Raw genomic sequence first — 15,872 nt, forward strand, 5'->3', positions numbered from 1 at the left:
ATATGACTATCGGAATAGCCTGATTCATCAACTCACAATTAGGCTATTCCTTCATAATTTCATATAAGGAGGGAATGAAGCTATTGAAGCTGTTGAATCCAGGCAAACAATTTGTAAGTAAATATGCCAATAGATGGCGCAAAAGCTTTAAGTTCAAAGTCTATATGAACTTTTTATCCATTTCTATTATTACTGTAATTATTATCAATGTTGCGGCCTTCCAATATTTTAATGTTTATATGAAAAATCAAATTAATGACATGTTGCGAAATAAGCTGGAAAATATCAGTACCGTATACAACAGCAAACTAGATCAATACCGTCGCCTGACAGAGCTTATTAATAAAATGCCCAAATCTATTTCTTACATTTATGACTATGAAAACACCAGCGTATTGGACGCGATAGAGATAAGCAATAACTTACACCCGATTTTGAATGCGAACGAATCCGTCAACTCCATTTTCTTTTTTAATCAGGATGACATCATTTATGAACTGGATGACTACTATCTTAATCGAAATGAAAAACAAAATATTTTAAAGCAAGTACTGCAATCTAAGACGGATCGTTATCCTATTCCGATTACATTAGCAGATGGCAGCCAGCGACTCGTATTTTTTCAAACCTCGCGCACAGCCTTATACGGCACTAGTCAAAGTGGTATTATCATAGTCTCCAATACGGAAACATTACGTAAGAGCATTCTTTCCAGCTATGAAGATCAGTCTGACAGTATATTAATCGTAGATAATCAAACAAGCCAAATTATAACTGAACAAAACAATAATTATCCCATAGCACCAACTACACTAAATGAAATAGCGCATGCCACAGATGGCTATAACAGCTATTCATCGAAAAATAAGGGTAAAGATGAAGATATAGTAATTTCCTATGTAAATAATGGGCATGAAGGATACAGTATCGTTTCCGTCATGGACTATCAAAGCAGTATTGAACAATTACTTAAGGCTAGAAATGCGATTATTATCTTCTCCATCTTCATTATTTTCATTGCGCTATTATTAAGTTATGTGTTCACTAATAAAGTTTACAAACCAGTTAATCATATGCTGCTCAATATTTACACAGCCTTCAGAAACTCGGAGCAGGATGATGAAGAGGAGCAAGAACATGGAAATCATTATGATGAGATACAAACAGCATCACTGACAATCTCGAAAGCGCTTTCTAAAATGAGTGCCTTGGAATCACGGCACAGCAGCAATGAATTTATAGATTTTCTTCAAAAGCGTAACTATAGTCAACAAAATGCAGACCCGCAACTGCCGCGAGAACTGAAAAGCCTGCAAGAAAAGCTAGGAGATCAAGGACATTATCGCGTTATCAGTGTAGAAGTTACTGCACCTTCTGCTCTAGATCTCGATTATAATCTCTTACTTCTTTTGCAAAATGTCGGGCAACAAATATGGAGCCGGGAAATAGATTATAAAGCCTATCCGATAAGCAGCAATCAGTTCATTCTAATTGTCAGCGAAGGACGGTCGGGTATTTTACTAAACGATCTGCAAGTTGTGGCGCAATACGCTGAACAAATGATTCATAAGCTTGCCGAGAACTATAAAGTTCATATCACTATAGGCATTTCACAAATAGCATATAACTTGCAGCAATTACCGGATTCCTATGAACAAGTCCAACATTTGATAAGAAATAAATTGTTTTGCTACAAGCAGTCGTACTTTATCTTTGACACCTTTACACCAAGTAGTCTATCCAAAGGGCAAGCGAATGAGTTGACACAGAAGATTTTGGAGCTAATTAAAAGCAACCAATTGCAAACGATCCCTCTTGAAAATATAGAAGCTTTACTTGAGCTTGTGAAAAATATTGAATATGAAGCAGGTTTAAGTTATTTAGCCAATTTGCTTGCTGATGCTGCTATGCTAGCGCATAACTCCATAGTAGAAAATAAGGAATACCGTAGCATCTATCTGGATGTCTATGTGAAGCTGCAAAGCTGCAATAATATTGATGAGCTTAGTACCCTGCTAAAAACAATGCTCGACAGTGCTTGTTTAGAGTTAAAAACTTCCCGTTCATTAACGGTGCAAAACAACATTATGAAGGCGATCGAGTATATCCATGAGCATATTAACGATAATACGCTATCCATTGATGCCCTTGCTGAAAAATACAATATGAGCTCCTCGTACTTTAGCAAACTGTTCAACAGCTATACGCAGAAGACCTTTCCAGATTATATAAATCAATTAAGACTGCAAAGAGCCGCAGCTCTACTGGTGGAGAAGAAAGATTTCAATATTAACGACATTGCCAGCGAAGTTGGCTTTAATAGTAGTTCTTATTTTGCTGCTGCCTTTAAGAAGAAATATGGGCTGTCACCGTCGCAATACAGGATCAATTATCTTGATGTTACTGCAGAATCAGCTGGAGAATGACACATAGAACATGGCGGCGAACCATCTCCAAAAAAACCTAAAAAGGCACCCGAAGGGGGCCTTTTAGGTTTGGAATACACGTTGTATTAGTGGCTTGTCAGCCAAGCCGCCAACTCTTCTGTCTGACTCAGAATAGCTATTGGGTCCCAGTAGCCGGAGCGATCGCTTGTCCAAAGAAATACGTGATCATTTTTGACTGCTGGCAGTGCGCCCCAGATCGGGTCGGCTTTAAGTTCATCCAGCTTTTTCGAGTCGGAGGTAAGAATAATATAGTCACCGGCATACTTTGGTAAGACCTCAGCAGAGAATGAAGCCCAGCCCGGATCGGCCATTTCGGCGGCGATATCCGCAGGAGGCTTAAATCCCAATCCATTATAGATTGGTTGTCCACCTTTGCCGAAGTCTGTTCCGACGGCCATCAAGCTGTTTTCAGACCATTCAATAATGGAAAATGTGCTATCTGCAGGCACAACCTTCAATACGCTCTCCTTGGCATTGGCCATACGGCTGTCATAGTCTGCAAGCCAGGTTTTGGCCTTATCTTCTTCACTAAGCAGCTCACCGAAATAACCCACTTCCTCATGTACCGTTTTTAAGGAAGCGTATGGAATAACGACCGTAGGTGCGATTTTTGACATCTGCTCATTTAGCTCAGGATAGAAATCATCCATAATAATCAAATCGGGATTAAGCGACAGAATTTTCTCTACATTTCCATTTCCGTCCCCTATATTCTCAACGTCTTTCAAATACTCCTGAAAATATGGATTTTTAATATGATGTTCGGAGGTTCCGATAGGTGTAATGCCAAGCGCAATTAAGCTGCCGAGATATTCACCTGCAACAATTCTTTTGGGATGAAGGGGGATCTCCACCTCACCGTTAACCGTTTTAACGATTTTGGTCTTCGGCTGCTGTGAGGCAGCATTCTCCGTAGCACCGTTTGTACCACATGCGCTCAGTACCAAAATGAAGCTTAACAGCAATACCGATGCCAGCGTAGGCCTTGAATGTTTAAACATGAATGAATCTCCCTCTTGATCAAAATGATACTGATAATCGTTATCAATATAATCAGTATAGTCAAATGATTCAAGGGCAACAATGGAGGATTCTATGTTTGTGGCAGGACTATCTTCTAGTTTGTTCTTTCTGGAATGCAATTCTCTATAGCTAATCGGGGAAACACCCTTATACTTTTTGAACAGCCTGCCCAAATAACTAGGGTCTTGATAACCGACGCCCACTGCAATTTCCTTCAGCGTAGCATCTGTTTCCAGCAGAAGTGCCACCGCTTTTTCGATGCGCACCTTAATTAAGTAATCAATCGGGCTAAGTCCAGTACGGATTTTGAAGTAGGAAGATAAATGGGTTACGCTATAGTTCAGGCTTTCCGATAATGATTCCAGCGTAATGTTATCCGTATAATGTTCATGGATAATGTCGGCAATCCGGGCGGCCAGATCACGCTTAGTCGTATTAACCCCTTGCACCGACATTTGATGAAATAGCTCATACACAAACTGATGGAGTAAAGTGCGAACATGCAACCGCGCAAGCGGCTGCGGCTTCTCCCACTCCTTAAACATCTCGCTCACTATGCGATACAGCGCTACCGAATTGTCAGGCGTCATGCTGTACGAATGATCAAAGGATTTAGCGCCCTCGTATAGCGTAGCAATCTCTAAGGGTAGTGAGGGATGCATACTCACTTTATAATAAATGCTATAGTAATCCAGCCCCTCGCTGCCTGCGTCAATGTTGAGCACAGTTCCTTTGCCTACATGAAGCACTGTAAAGCGCTGTAAACGGTGAACTTGGCTTCCCAGGTTAACTGTAGCATTACCGTGAATCGACATAAGAAACAGCCTTGAGGGGACGTAATAGGAAGGTATAGATTCGCCAGGTCTAAGGGTCATCCGACGAATATCAACTACTTTGCAATTCGCGTGATTCCATACAGCAATAAGGTCATTGATGTCCATGATTGACTAACACCTTACATGTTTTCGTTTGAAGCCGAGCTGCGATTTATCAACTGCCTTTTGAATATTAATTGAAGCATTCAAAATCTTGCTTTTTGCACTACCGGTATGGACTTCCACCGGGCCAACGTCCTTTGCAATCTCAACCGCTTTATCATGAAGCGGCAGATAGGATACGCCCACAGTGTAGATGAAATTGTTCATTGCGTATTTCGTTCGCTCAGGAGCATCATGAATCGTATTTTTAGCAAGCTCCAACATAGCGGCCAATTTTTCTGCGGAAAATTCACTGTCCGGGCGATTTCCGAGCAGCCAGCAGTAACAGTTCCAGCCCGCCGACATTTTCAGCTCTATCTCACTGGCAATCCATTTATCAGAAACCTCTTGCGCAATATCCGTCTCCGCCAACGTTACTGCCACCACAAAGTCCGATAGCATATAGAAATAAGCGCCAGCAATCCACCGCTCAAAATCCGACTCGGTCATTGCTTTAGGCTCCGCGATCACCCCGGCAAAATACATAGCGTCGTAATTTCCCGTAGCATAAAGCTGCTCGGCCAAGGGTTGATTATGTTTTATTTTTCTGAAGATGGGCTTCATCTGGCCTGTGGCCACACCAAAAAGCGGTTCGTGCGCGCCATTGGATAGATATATTTTCTTGGTGCGTTCCTTGCCGAGAGCTTCAAGCTCTTGCATGACCGTTTCTAAATCCATTGTTCGCACTTCCTTTTTAGATTATTGGCTAGGGACTCAAACTTTACTTGAATATATCATAAAAGCTCTTATAAATACCTTCTTTTATACATCAAGGTAATTTGCCCCGCTATGTATTCAGCGCTATATTGGTTGCCATCCTTAATCCACCACATAATAATCCCCAGTAGTGAGGCTGCAATAATATCAACGGAGACTACCTCCTTAGTAAGGTCAATGTTCCTCGCGTTTCTTCGTTTTTCGACAGTACTTTTTAACAGGTTGGTCAAGTGTTTTTTGAAGCCTTTATGCTCAATCAATACAGCAAAAACTTTCCGGTATTCAAAAAAATAATTTAAAAAGGTGACCAGCTGCTCCTGTTCGTTGTTGCTCTTCATTTGTAATAGCGGTTCAACCTTCATGGACAGGTCATCGAAGATTTCATGTACGATCTGGCGCAATAAATCGTTAATATCCTCATAATGCAAATAAAACGTTGCACGATTTAGTTCCGCGCGGTTGGCGATTTTTTGGACGGTCAATTGCGAAATCTCCACATTGTCGGCCAATAATGAAAAAACGGCGTTCTTAAGCATCTTTTTTGAGCGAATAGCTCGTGGGTCAACTCTTTTATGTTCAGTCATTTCATCCCTCTATTATCGTTTAAATGGCCTTTCATCAACTAATTTGCCTATTCTGTCGATTAGTCGACATTTTCAATAAAATTGCAAATAGGAATACTATTTAAATCCTGATATGATTTATTTTATTGACACTATGTCGAAAAAGCAATGAAGAGAGGACTGCAACATGCAAGAAGACATTAAGAAAATAAATAAAGGGATCTTACTAACCATCTTAATCTTTGGTTGTTTCTTATCCACACTCAATCAGACGCTTTTAAATGTCGCCTTAAGTAGTCTGATGGATGTATTTGATGTCACGGCAACAACCGTACAATGGATTTCAACAGGATTTATGCTGATCAACGGGATTTTGATTCCGATTACGGCCTATTTAATGAAACGTTTTACAACACGGCAATTATTTATAAGTGCCATGTCATTTTTATTAATCGGTTCTATAATTTGTGCAGCAGCGCCGAGCTTTAGTCTACTCTTAATCGGACGAATGATCCAAGCTGCCGGTGCTGGCATTATAATGCCGCTCATGATGAGTGTTGTGCTGGCGATCTTCCCCGTTGAAAAACGTGGCAGCGCTATGGGACTGCTTGGACTGGCGATGATATTCGCTCCTGCTATTGGGCCAACGCTGGCGGGATTTGTTGTCGAATACCACTCTTGGCGCTGGTTATTTATCGGGCTTATTCCACTTGTCCTCATTGTTATAGCGTTGGCACTCAAGTATTTAGTGAATGTATCTGAGACGTCTAAGTCGAAGCTTGATGTCATAAGTGTTCTTTTATCAACCGTCGGATTTGGCTTAATTTTATACGGCTTCAGTAGTGCAGGCAGTAAAGGCTGGGATGATGTAATCGTGATCCTGACCTTAGGGATTGGGGTTGTGGTAACAGCCGTATTCTGTCTTCGACAAATCAAATCGGATGATCCGCTGCTAAACCTGTCGGTCTTCAAAAATAAAGTGTTTACGATGACGTCTCTTATTAACGTATTAATCACGATGATGATGTACGCAGATATGATCTTATTGCCTATTTATCTGCAGAATGGCCGCGGGTTTACAGCATTTGATGCAGGACTACTATTGTTGCCGGGCGCACTCGTAAATGCGTTCATGTCACCCGTAACCGGTAAACTATACGACCGTTTCGGTGCGAAGCCGCTGTTCATCATTGGTCTATTGTTTATTATTCCATCTATGTGGGCGGTAACAGATTTATCTGAATCAACTACGTATACGTATCTAATGATTCGTACCATTGGCCTGCGAATTGGATTAAGCTTCATTACTATGCCACTCAATACAGCCGGACTAAATGCGTTGCCCAAACAACTTGGCACTCATGGTACAGCTGTGAACAATACCGTTCGCCAAATTGCCGGGGCCATTGGTACTGCTGTCGTAATTACAATTTATACAGTGCAGGCAACAAGTCATGCAACTACAGTGATGCTGAACAATCCCTCCACTACTCCTGACATTCTTAAATCCCTTACATCAATTCTTGGGGCAAGTGACGCCTACTACTTCATGATGATTTTATCCATTGCCGCATTTGTTATAACCTTATTTATGCCCACGAAAAACAAGCTCATGATTGAAAAGAAAGCAAACCTAGTTAGCAAGGAAGAACCTCAGTTGTAACTAGTAATTGCAGAGTAAATGAAGAAAAGCCATTCCTTAGCGGAGTGGCTTTTGTTATGAATGGCTTGCTTTGGATCATTGGAGCACGTATTCCTACGAGCATCAATATTTCCTTATCCATATCAGTATCCCCCTCTCCATATCAAATGTGTAGACTGTATTATAAAAACGAAAAAATATGTAAACTTTACACATAAGTTAATATACGGTATTTTAATAGTGTTATTAAAAGGAATATTAATCCATAATAAGGATCTGATTCCATTCATGAAATTATCTTTAAAAAAGAGATTGATGCTTGTTGGAACCTTTGTTTCAGTCTTTCTTTTTTCTTTTGTTTCCCAAGCATATGCGACTAATTTAATTGGCTACCCTACAGCTACACAAGCTAAGAATAATTGGTGCTGGGCTGCGACTAGCGTTACCATACTTCAATATTACGGAATCTCTGTAAGCCAATGTTCTTTTTATGATCATGTGAAGGGAACCTCCGGCTGTACAACAGACGAGAGTGAATCTTATGGAACTGTTCAAGAAGGCATTCATGATTATGGTGTCTCCAGTTGGAATCATACAGGAGCACTATCTTACAGCGATGTAAAAAACCAGATTGATAATGTTGGCAGTCCTATATATGTAAGCTGGAAATGGAATAGTGCTACCGGTGGCGGGCACGCAGTAGTTATCTATGGGTACGACACATATAGTGGAAATGATTGGATTCAACACATGAACCCGAGTGGGGGCACAAAAACCTCCATGTTATACACCAACGTTAAAGGTGGCTCCAGCTACGATAGAACCTGGAGATGGGGACTTCATGGCTTCAACAAATATATTTAAGGAGGGCTTCCCATTAAGAAAACGCTGCTGTTAACTGTAACTTCATTCGTTTTATTTCTGACTTTTTTCTCACCTGTATGGGCTCAGACCGTAACTGAAGATGTTGTTTCTTTTGCAAATACAGAAGGATTAACATTGATTAAAGAAGGGCTATCTAAAGATCCTGAAGGGTATGGTTACAACAATGAAGCAGAGATTAGTGAAATTACCGTAGGTCAAGGAATGCAGATTCATTTTATTGATGGCGCTAAGCTTAGGGCGGCTTCCAATAGTCTGATTGAAACGGTCACACCCCAAGACAACTGGGAGTTTCTTATTTTATCGGGCGGAATACCCAAATCTAAAATGATCATTCAAAAGGATTCAAACGGGTCCTATCAAGTTACTGAGTTTGGAGGAAATCCTAATACTTTGGCCTATGCTATTCATTCACTAGAAGCTGAGGGTGAAGTGAGTGAGCCTACACTTATCCGTGAGCGGGACGAATATATAGCTGCCTTCAAGAAAGACAATCAGGAACTAATCATCGCCCCACAACAAGCCTCATCAGCAGAAACAAAAGGACTAAGCAATATTTCGGAGCCTCAAGCACCCGGGCATTTATTTGATGTGTTACAAACGATGCAGAACGATTCTTCCGATGACGAGCAGGATGGGTCGGGAACCATTGCTTCCGCATATTATGCGGACGATAATAATCATCTAACAAGGTCTATCACCATTAGCGCCATTATTGCTCTAGTAGCGGTATTTGTGTTCTGGGCCTATCTCAGAAGACGTAAACAACCTAAATAAATGTAAAAATAAGTAGGCCGCCCTCCTTCATTGGATTGCGGCCTACTTTGATAGATAGTACCTCTAAAAAGCCTCCCTCTCCCCATATGATTAGGACATAAAGGCTGCCAAAGACCTCGTTAGCATAACACCATTTGTAATGGTATCTTGCGGCTAAACATCTCGTCCAGTACCCATGCCCCTTTTATACATTTTTTCTGCTTCAATAGGACTTTCTTTTGCCGTGATATGATACGGAATTACCCGATAAACTTGAACCGGACCGCCAAATACAGCCGATCTATACTTTTCCACATGCTGCTTGGACAAGGGGCGATTATAATAACCCGGTACGTATTTATTGATCAATTCCTGAAGTACGTGTGTGGCTTCATCCAAATCTGAAATCGGTTCTGCTTGTCCAAAAATCATTACGCTCATATAAGCTGTATCCGTTTTGGCTGGTACCGGATCTGTAATAGTTCCGTATTCCTCACATACCGTAAAACATACCTCCGGATTATCACGCATGACCTGATTACGTCTTCCATCTCCAGCCCCATGAATATACAGTTTCCCTTCAGTCCATACATAATTAAGTGGCACAACATAAGGGAGGTTCCCATCAACCAACCCCAGATAACCTAATCTCGTTTGGTGAAGGAACCTTTCAATCTTCTCTTGATCTAGGCATTCCCTGGTCTTGTAACGAACCGAATTCATATCGAATCTCTCCTTTTATTTAAATTGCGGATACCAGCGTTGTTACGGTAGTATATCAATGAATGGATTGCATTAAAATATCCATAATTCGCTGTTTAGAGCAATCCATAATCAGCTTTTTATGATTGGAGTTTCTATTTGGAGGTATGTACGATGATGAAAGTAATTCGTAATGATAAGAGACCGATCTGGCAGCAATTGCTTGATCAAGCGATCCATAATATTACTAGCGGAGTCTGGGCACCAGGAGAACTACTGATTCCTACCCGCGAACTTGCGCACATCGTAGGTGTCTCCCGCTCAACTATACAGATCGTCTATGAGGAATTGTTAAGTCGGGGTTATACAGTTACCTCCCGCCGGGGAGGGACGCGAGTTAGTACATGGAAGCAAGTCGCTATATCAACGAAGGAAATAGAAACAGAGGGCCCCACACCTCCTTCACTCTCCTTGCTAGACTCAGCTGTTGATCAATTACATGACTGGTTCAGAGGTAAAGAGCCGCTAGAAGTGGATATTGATTTCAGTCCCCATGAACCCTATTTGGACGAACAATTCCAAAAAAACTGGCGGCAATCGCTGCTCCAGGCATCCGCTGAAATGGATTTATCAAGCTGGGCTTACGGTAACTGCTACGGGTACACACCATTACGTGAGCAAATACAGCGTTATTTATCACTTGAACGGGGCATACATGTCCAAACCAATCAGATTCTGTTGACCTCAGGAGCTCAGCATAGTATTGACTTAATCGCACAGTCACTTTTAGCTGATGAGGACACTGTCTCAGTAGAAGATCCAGGTTTCCCAGCTGCTTGGATGGCAATGAAATACCGCCGTATGAATGTGGTACCCGTTCCTGTTGATGAGTATGGTCTAGTGGTTGAGCATATTCACCCGCAATCCAAACTGGTCTTTGCCACCCCTTCCCACCAGTGCGCAGTAGGGGTCGTTATGTCGGAGCCCCGCCGGCAACAACTGCTGCATAAGGCCGTTCAAGAACGATTTTGGATCATTGAAGACGATTATGATAGTGAATTTCGATATCGCGGGGAGCCGCTGCCAACGCTGTTTAGTCAGGCATCTAATAATACTTTGTATCTCATGAGTTTCTCTAAAATGATTGCACCAGGCATTCGTATTTCGGCTATTGTTGGATCAGTCGAGGCAATTGCTCAACTAGCGAAGGTGCAGGAGCTGACTTACCGTCATCTTCCGATTATGGATCAGCTAACACTAACCCACTTCATTAAAAATGGTCATTTTATGCGCCATATGCGAAGAGTCAGAAACGTATACCGGCGAAGACACGAGGTCATGGCAAAAGCTATTATGGCTACCGGTTTAGGGGAGCGCTTCACGCTCAGTGGAGTAGAAACTGGATTACATATGTTATTAGAAGCTGAGGAAACATTCGACGAAGAAGCTGTGACAAAGTTAGCCCTACAACATGGAATACGTGTGTACCCTCTTGGACCCTATTGTTTGGATAGCAAAAGAAAAGGATGGGTATTGGGGTTTGCAAAAGTAAATGAGGCAGCGATTGAGCAGGGCATTCATCGTCTTGCGGAGCTGATCCTATAAAATCATCTCCGCAGCACTCACAAAATTTGTTGAACAGTCCATAGACTATTTTAGATCTATGAAACCCTTGCTTCCGTGTATTACCCGGACGATAATAATCACCTAACAAGGTCTATCACCATTAGCGCCATTATTGCTCTAGCAGCGGTATTTGTGATCTGGGCCTATCTCAGAAGACGTAAGCAACCTAAGTAAATGTAAAAAGAAATAGGCCGCTCTTTTCATGGAGTGCGGCTTATTTTTCTCTCATCTACGGCTCCCGAGAAATATTCAAACACTGCACTCTAATACTATTAAAAACTTACCAAGAAACTACTCAAAGGCATATCGGTTTACTCAACTTTCCTTATAAACAATTTTTTTCAAAAAAAGCATAATCCTTATAAAGAATTTTCTGGAATTTCCGATATATTTATAGTACACATAATGGTTCAAATTACCTAATTGGGAGGGTTTTATTTGAAAAAGATTTTTAAAATCGGGTGTCTGGGATTCATCGCTTTAATTGTACTAATCATTGTTATTGGTATATTTGCTAAAGATAAGGATAGTTCAAACGACACAACTAGCAAATCTAATACCACCGCAAACTCTGTAGAAACAAAGGGCACCTCAAAAGAAGATGCGAAAAAACTAGCAAAAAAAGGAGAGGAATTACAAGTTGGCGATGTTGTTTTTAAAGTTAACAAGGTAACTACTACCAAGGAAATTAAAGATGGAAATTACTTATCCTACTCACCTAGTGCTGACGGAAGTATTTTCCTAGTAGTAAATGTAACTGTTAAAAATGCTGGTAAAAAAATGATTACCACAGACTCATCATACTTTCAACTCCTAAAAGATGAAGTTACGTATAACCCGTCAACGTTGATTACTACTTCCGGAGACTATTTTTTATATGAAGGAATCAATCCTGGATTGGCTCAAACAGGCAATGTAGTATTTGAAATCCCAGAAGATATGACTGGCTTTCTTTTGAATGTCCAAACTGGGTTCTGGGGAACCGAACAAGGACAGATTGAATTGAAATAATACTATATGGATCGTAAACCACCAATGTAAGTTGGTGGTTTTTTGTTACTTTTTTCGACGTAAAATTCTACTTTATGATCAAAATAACCGTCAACGAAGTAACTGGTGCTTTAAAACGTAGTGGTTAAGATACTTGGCAGTTAACAACTGAATATTTAAATCAATGCAAAAGGCACTACCTTGAGGCAGTACCTTTTGCATTGTTAAGTGAAGAGATATCCAATTTAGGGGGGTAATACTCCACACCGATTCAATCAGGTCGTATGTTACATAGCTTTTTCAGCCAGATCACTAACTAAATTTCTCATCCACTTACGGGAGTAAATCCGGGCGTAGCCGAAGCCAAAGCGGACAACCTCCTCCAGCGAGATTACGAGATACACAAGGTAGACAGGTTGCTTCCAAATGTATGACAGCAACAGCCCGGATGGGACACCTATCAGCCACGTTGCGGTAGACTCCATGCCGAATACGAACTTGCTGTCTCCTCCGCTGTTTAGAATACCGCCGGCTATAATCATATTGGATACTTTGACCCAAAGAAATCCAGCAAACACGATAACGATATACATGCTCATTTGCTTAGCATCCTCGGAGATATTGAACGCAGAGACATACAGCTTCGAGCCTGCCGCAATGATAACCCCGACAATCAGAGAGATAATGATGCCTAGGCGAATGAACCTTTTCGCATGATCGAGTGCGATATCAGATTCATTCGCACCCAAACGGTTGCCAACCATTACCCCTGCTGCACTAGCCAGACCCGATAATAAACCAATGCAAAGACCCTGAAGTGGGAAGGTAATGGTCATTGCAGTCATTTCCATCGTCCCCATACGGCTATAAATGACCGCATATGCCGTTTCACCCAATACCCAAATCAATTCAGTCAGTAGCAGCGGATAGGTCGTTCCAAAAAACTTGCGAATGAGCGGTTTAGGAACGCTGAATAAGTTCTTTAACCCGACAGCTCCCGGTAAACGATACCGGTACACGGCACCAATGATCAACAAGCATTCGAAGACCCTAGAGATAAGAGTAGCAATGGCAGCGCCCTTCAGACCAAGCGCAGGAGCACCGAAATGACCGTAAATAAGTACGTAATTCAGTATAATATTCAAGCCAACTGCAATTAGACTTACATACATCGGCCATTTGGCATGGCCAGTACTGCGTAAAATCGCGGAATACATCATCGTGAGCATGACAGGCACAAAACCGATCGACATTATCTGGAGAAAGATATAACCCTCATCTATTACATTCACGTCTGTAGTGAATAGGCTCAGAAAGAGCGGCGAGTCGATAAAGACAGCCGCAGAGAACAGGAACGAGAACGCAAAGCCGGTGATCAGTCCGAGACCCAGTACTTGAGAGACGCTTTTGGAATCTTTATTTCCCCAAAACTGGGCTGCATATATGGATACACCCGTCGATAAACCGGCCAAGACAACCGCGATGATCCCGTATATTTTGGTCGACATCCCCACCGAGGCAATTGCCACATCTCCCAGCTGCCCAACCATCAATTGATCCGTCAAATTAAGCAACGCCATCAGCAAGCTTTGAAGCGTAACGGGCACAGCGATTTTATACACACTTTTGTAGAAATCTTCTTTCTCTGACATGTATCGTTCACAACCCCCATATTCTCGATTTTTCCAGAACTCATTGCCATTCGCAGTCTATGACTTAGTGTGAGGTTAGATCACCTTTTTGTAGCGCATGAGCGTGTAGTTATCTTTTGGTTGAATTTCTACAACCTTGAACTTTTTCGCAAAGTTCAATTGCTGATAACCGTCTCCATCCACTAAAGTAATGTTTGTGGAGCCGCCTATGATGATTGGAAGCTGCATTAGAATAATCTCATCGACGATATCCTGATTGAAAATATGCCAGTTTAAGAATCCGCCGCCTTCGACCAGCAGACTGGTAATCCCATAGTTCTCCTCCAACTGACGTTCAAGCTCCACAAAATCTACTTTATCCTCGCCGCAGATAAGGCACTCCTTCCCTCTTTGCCGGATCTGTTTGATTTTTTCTTCATCCCGTCCTTTCTCGGTCGTGACAATAATCGTCTTCCCTTGGTCCGAGAGTACATTGCAATCTAGCGGAATATCCAAGGTAGTTGTCGGAATGATACGAATTGGATTTTTATTTTCCTCATACCGATTAGTAAGGAAGGGATTGTCCGTCAAAATTGTATTTTTGCCGACCATAATTCCCTGCACCTTCCCCCGGAATAGATGAATAAATTCCATATCCTCACTGGAAAACAAAGAAAAAAGCTCTTTACTCGAATTACCAGCACCCATAGTGAGCTTTCCATCAATAGAAATTTGGCTGAATATCGTTGTTTTCATTTGGCTCTCCCCATCTCTAATTAGCTTTTAAATGCGCCCCAAGAGGCTTGAATAGTCTGTTCTATTTTGTTCAATGCTTGTTCAGGATTGCTCAAGGGCAGCTCGATAAGACCCGCATTTAACGCCTCCCATACATGGATCATGAAGGGATAAGTCGGCATCGGCCGTGAATGATCTAGAAGCGATAAAATCATCTTTTTGTTAGGCGCAGCAGAGGCAGCTAGACGGTTCAGCACCTCTTCCTGAGCCGGAATCCGCTGTACACCCAGCGTCCACATCGATTGGCATTCGTCACTCAGCATAAAGCGCGTGAATGATAAAATATCTTCCCGCTCCTCGGACGTTAATGAATGATTAGGGTAGATCAGGCCGATAGAAGAAGACATGGATAACGATTGCCGCCCTTCGATGCTCGGAAGCTGGCAAACCGCAAGCCTATTGTTCATATGCTTATCTAGATGGTTATAAATCCACTCGCCACAAATAATGGCGCCGATCTTACCGTCAATGAACTGCTCAAGCAGTCCTGTCGAGCCGTCGAGACTAACGAGCACGCCTTGATCCATCTTGTCGCTAATAAACTGAAGCGCCTGCTTCATTTCAGAGGTGACGATATTCGGCTTTCCATTCTGTACAGGCCAGCCGCCGAAAGCTGTAAGGAACGGAATAAACCAATAGCCTTGCTGTAAGTCTGCTCCAATCGGTACGATACCTTGGGCGGATAACCTTTCTGCTGCCTCTTCGAACACGTCCCATGTCGTCGGCGCACTAGGGTAAATCGACGGGTTGTAATACACAACCAGATGATTGCCCCGCAATACTGGGATACCATACTGAACACCATTCATTTGCATCGTTGAAAGGGCACCCTCAGTCAGCGTATCGCCAAATAGCCCGCCTGGCACTTCGGAGTAAAGACCGTTCTCAACATAGGAGGACATGTCGGCAGGAACCATCGCCAGATGCGGACCTTGCTGGGTGTCCTTAATTTGGTTCAGGCGCGCAGTCAGCTCCGTAATATTCATGACTTGTGGCGTAATTTGTACCCCAAAGCGCTCAGTATACAGCTTACAAATTCCCTCCAGCACCTCAATCGAGGTATCTCCCGGACCATCAAACTCATGCCATACCACGACTTCCTTATTGTTCTTTTCCATTGC

13 protein-coding genes are annotated in these 15,872 nt (G+C 42.1%); 6 read left to right on the top strand and 7 right to left on the bottom strand.

Going from position 1 to position 15,872, the window contains the following annotated elements:
* Positions 1 to 74: 74 nt before the first annotated feature.
* The gene (locus MHH50_RS30300) at positions 75 to 2,426 is read left to right on the top strand and encodes an AraC family transcriptional regulator (protein ID WP_076309952.1); all 2,352 of its coding nucleotides are present in this window, start codon (positions 75 to 77) and stop codon (positions 2,424 to 2,426) included.
* 86 nt (positions 2,427 to 2,512) lie between these two features.
* Here MHH50_RS30300 and MHH50_RS30305 read toward each other — a convergent pair whose 3' ends face one another.
* The 3 genes from MHH50_RS30305 to MHH50_RS30315 all read right to left on the bottom strand — a co-directional run bounded on the left by MHH50_RS30305 (position 2,513) and on the right by MHH50_RS30315 (position 5,748).
* Positions 2,513 to 4,411: an ABC transporter substrate-binding protein gene (locus tag MHH50_RS30305; protein ID WP_076282204.1), complete on the bottom strand. Its 1,899-nt coding sequence runs from the start codon at positions 4,409 to 4,411 to the stop codon at positions 2,513 to 2,515.
* A 6-nt stretch (positions 4,412 to 4,417) separates the two neighbouring features.
* A complete protein-coding gene (locus tag MHH50_RS30310) occupies positions 4,418 to 5,125 on the bottom strand; it encodes a DNA alkylation repair protein (RefSeq protein WP_076282205.1) in 708 nt (235 codons plus the stop codon).
* 68 nt (positions 5,126 to 5,193) lie between these two features.
* Positions 5,194 to 5,748 (bottom strand): TetR-like C-terminal domain-containing protein, encoded by a 555-nt coding sequence (locus tag MHH50_RS30315; protein ID WP_076124245.1) that lies wholly within the window; start codon positions 5,746 to 5,748, stop codon positions 5,194 to 5,196.
* A gap of 166 nt (positions 5,749 to 5,914) precedes the next feature.
* On the opposite strand from MHH50_RS30315, the gene MHH50_RS30320 reads away from it, so the two are divergent.
* From MHH50_RS30320 to MHH50_RS30330, 3 genes are all read left to right on the top strand, one after another.
* Positions 5,915 to 7,390: a DHA2 family efflux MFS transporter permease subunit gene (locus MHH50_RS30320; RefSeq protein ID WP_076124247.1), complete on the top strand. Its 1,476-nt coding sequence runs from the start codon at positions 5,915 to 5,917 to the stop codon at positions 7,388 to 7,390.
* A 267-nt stretch (positions 7,391 to 7,657) separates the two neighbouring features.
* Positions 7,658 to 8,233: a C39 family peptidase gene (locus MHH50_RS30325; RefSeq protein WP_076124249.1), complete on the top strand. Its 576-nt coding sequence runs from the start codon at positions 7,658 to 7,660 to the stop codon at positions 8,231 to 8,233.
* Between the two features lie 135 nt (positions 8,234 to 8,368).
* Positions 8,369 to 9,028, top strand: a complete 660-nt coding sequence (locus MHH50_RS30330) for a hypothetical protein (protein WP_340033816.1) — start codon at positions 8,369 to 8,371, stop codon at positions 9,026 to 9,028.
* 153 nt (positions 9,029 to 9,181) lie between these two features.
* Here MHH50_RS30330 and MHH50_RS30335 read toward each other — a convergent pair whose 3' ends face one another.
* The gene (locus tag MHH50_RS30335; protein WP_036682364.1) at positions 9,182 to 9,730 is read right to left on the bottom strand and encodes a pyridoxamine 5'-phosphate oxidase family protein; all 549 of its coding nucleotides are present in this window, start codon (positions 9,728 to 9,730) and stop codon (positions 9,182 to 9,184) included.
* A 153-nt stretch (positions 9,731 to 9,883) separates the two neighbouring features.
* On the opposite strand from MHH50_RS30335, the gene MHH50_RS30340 reads away from it, so the two are divergent.
* On the top strand, positions 9,884 to 11,314 hold the full coding sequence (locus MHH50_RS30340) for a PLP-dependent aminotransferase family protein (RefSeq protein WP_340033817.1): 1,431 nt from the start codon (positions 9,884 to 9,886) through the stop codon (positions 11,312 to 11,314).
* 459 nt (positions 11,315 to 11,773) lie between these two features.
* Positions 11,774 to 12,346, top strand: coding sequence for a DUF4352 domain-containing protein (locus tag MHH50_RS30345; protein ID WP_052097390.1), 573 nt, complete (start codon positions 11,774 to 11,776; stop codon positions 12,344 to 12,346).
* 266 nt (positions 12,347 to 12,612) lie between these two features.
* Here MHH50_RS30345 and MHH50_RS30350 read toward each other — a convergent pair whose 3' ends face one another.
* The 3 genes from MHH50_RS30350 to MHH50_RS30360 form a co-directional block, all read right to left on the bottom strand.
* The gene (locus MHH50_RS30350) at positions 12,613 to 13,977 is read right to left on the bottom strand and encodes an MATE family efflux transporter (protein ID WP_076124257.1); all 1,365 of its coding nucleotides are present in this window, start codon (positions 13,975 to 13,977) and stop codon (positions 12,613 to 12,615) included.
* A gap of 75 nt (positions 13,978 to 14,052) precedes the next feature.
* Entirely contained in the window at positions 14,053 to 14,712 is a 660-nt protein-coding gene (locus tag MHH50_RS30355) for a dihydrofolate reductase family protein (protein WP_076191531.1), read from the bottom strand.
* 20 nt (positions 14,713 to 14,732) lie between these two features.
* Entirely contained in the window at positions 14,733 to 15,869 is a 1,137-nt protein-coding gene (locus tag MHH50_RS30360) for an extracellular solute-binding protein (RefSeq protein WP_340033818.1), read from the bottom strand.
* Positions 15,870 to 15,872: the final 3 nt, after the last annotated feature.

It is taken from the genome of Paenibacillus sp. FSL H3-0302 (assembly GCF_037982245.1).
GTDB classification, from domain to species: Bacteria; Bacillota; Bacilli; order Paenibacillales; family Paenibacillaceae; genus Paenibacillus_AQ; species Paenibacillus_AQ odorifer.